Annotated in this window: 1 protein-coding gene; it reads left to right on the top strand. The window is 41.9% G+C overall.

Going from position 1 to position 1,201, the window contains the following annotated elements:
• Positions 1 to 190: 190 nt before the first annotated feature.
• Positions 191 to 1,201, top strand: a 1,011-nt coding sequence (metG, locus tag SORDD16_RS05005; protein WP_081215142.1) for a methionine--tRNA ligase, incomplete at its 3' end; no start/stop codon positions are given.

Genomic DNA, 1,201 nt, shown 5'->3' with positions numbered 1-1,201 from the left:
ACCAGCCAATAAAGCGTCTAAGCTTGATCCGATTGAAGCCCTTCGTTATGAATAAGATATAGAACAGAAAAAACAAGATGGACATTTGTCTGTCTTGTTTTTGTATGGATTTTCCTATCGAAAATCACTAAAAATATGATATAATGAAGTGTTAGAAAAACAGGTTTCATTTGCCTGGAAAGGAAAAATTATGTCTGAAAAGAATTTTTATATTACAACGCCGATTTACTATCCATCTGGTAAACTTCATATCGGTTCTGCCTACACAACCATCGCCTGTGATGTCCTAGCTCGTTACAAACGTCTCATGGGTTACGATGTCTTTTATTTGACAGGTCTTGACGAGCATGGGCAGAAAATCCAGCAAAAAGCTGAAGAAGCTGGCATCACACCTCAAGCTTATGTTGATGGGATGGCGGTTGGCGTCAAAGAACTCTGGAAATTATTAGATATCTCATATGATAAATTCATCCGTACAACTGATGAATACCATGAAAAAGTAGTAGCACAGGTCTTTGAACGCTTGCTTGCTCAGGATGATATTTACTTGGGTGAATATTCTGGCTGGTATTCGGTTTCGGATGAAGAATTCTTTACAGAAAGCCAGCTTGCGGAGGTTTTCCGTGATGAAGCTGGGAATGTGACGGGCGGTATCGCTCCATCAGGCCACGAGGTTGAATGGGTTTCTGAGGAATCTTATTTCCTTCGCCTCAGCAAATACCAAGACCGTTTGGTAGAATTCTTCAAATCACATCCTGACTTCATCACTCCAGATGGTCGTCTTAATGAAATGTTACGTAACTTTATCGAGCCAGGTTTGGAAGACTTAGCGGTTTCTCGTACAACCTTTACCTGGGGTGTGCCAGTCCCATCAAATCCAAAACACGTTGTCTACGTTTGGATTGATGCCCTTCTTAACTATGCGACTGCTCTTGGTTACGGTCAAGACGATCATGCTAACTATGATAAATTCTGGAATGGAACGGTCTTCCACATGGTCGGAAAAGACATCCTTCGTTTCCACTCCATCTACTGGCCAATCCTTCTCATGATGTTGGATATGAAGTTGCCTGAACGTTTGATTGCCCATGGTTGGTTCGTCATGAAAGACGGCAAGATGTCTAAGTCTAAAGGGAATGTCGTTTACCCTGAAATGCTAGTAGAACGTTATGGACTTGACCCACTCCGTTACTACCTCATG

The sequence above is a fragment of the Streptococcus oralis genome (genome assembly GCF_001578945.1).
In the GTDB taxonomy this organism is placed as follows: domain Bacteria; phylum Bacillota; class Bacilli; order Lactobacillales; family Streptococcaceae; genus Streptococcus; species Streptococcus oralis_Q.
Note: the sequence above shows the minus strand (reverse complement) of the source record. Positions and strands in the feature narration are given on the sequence as shown.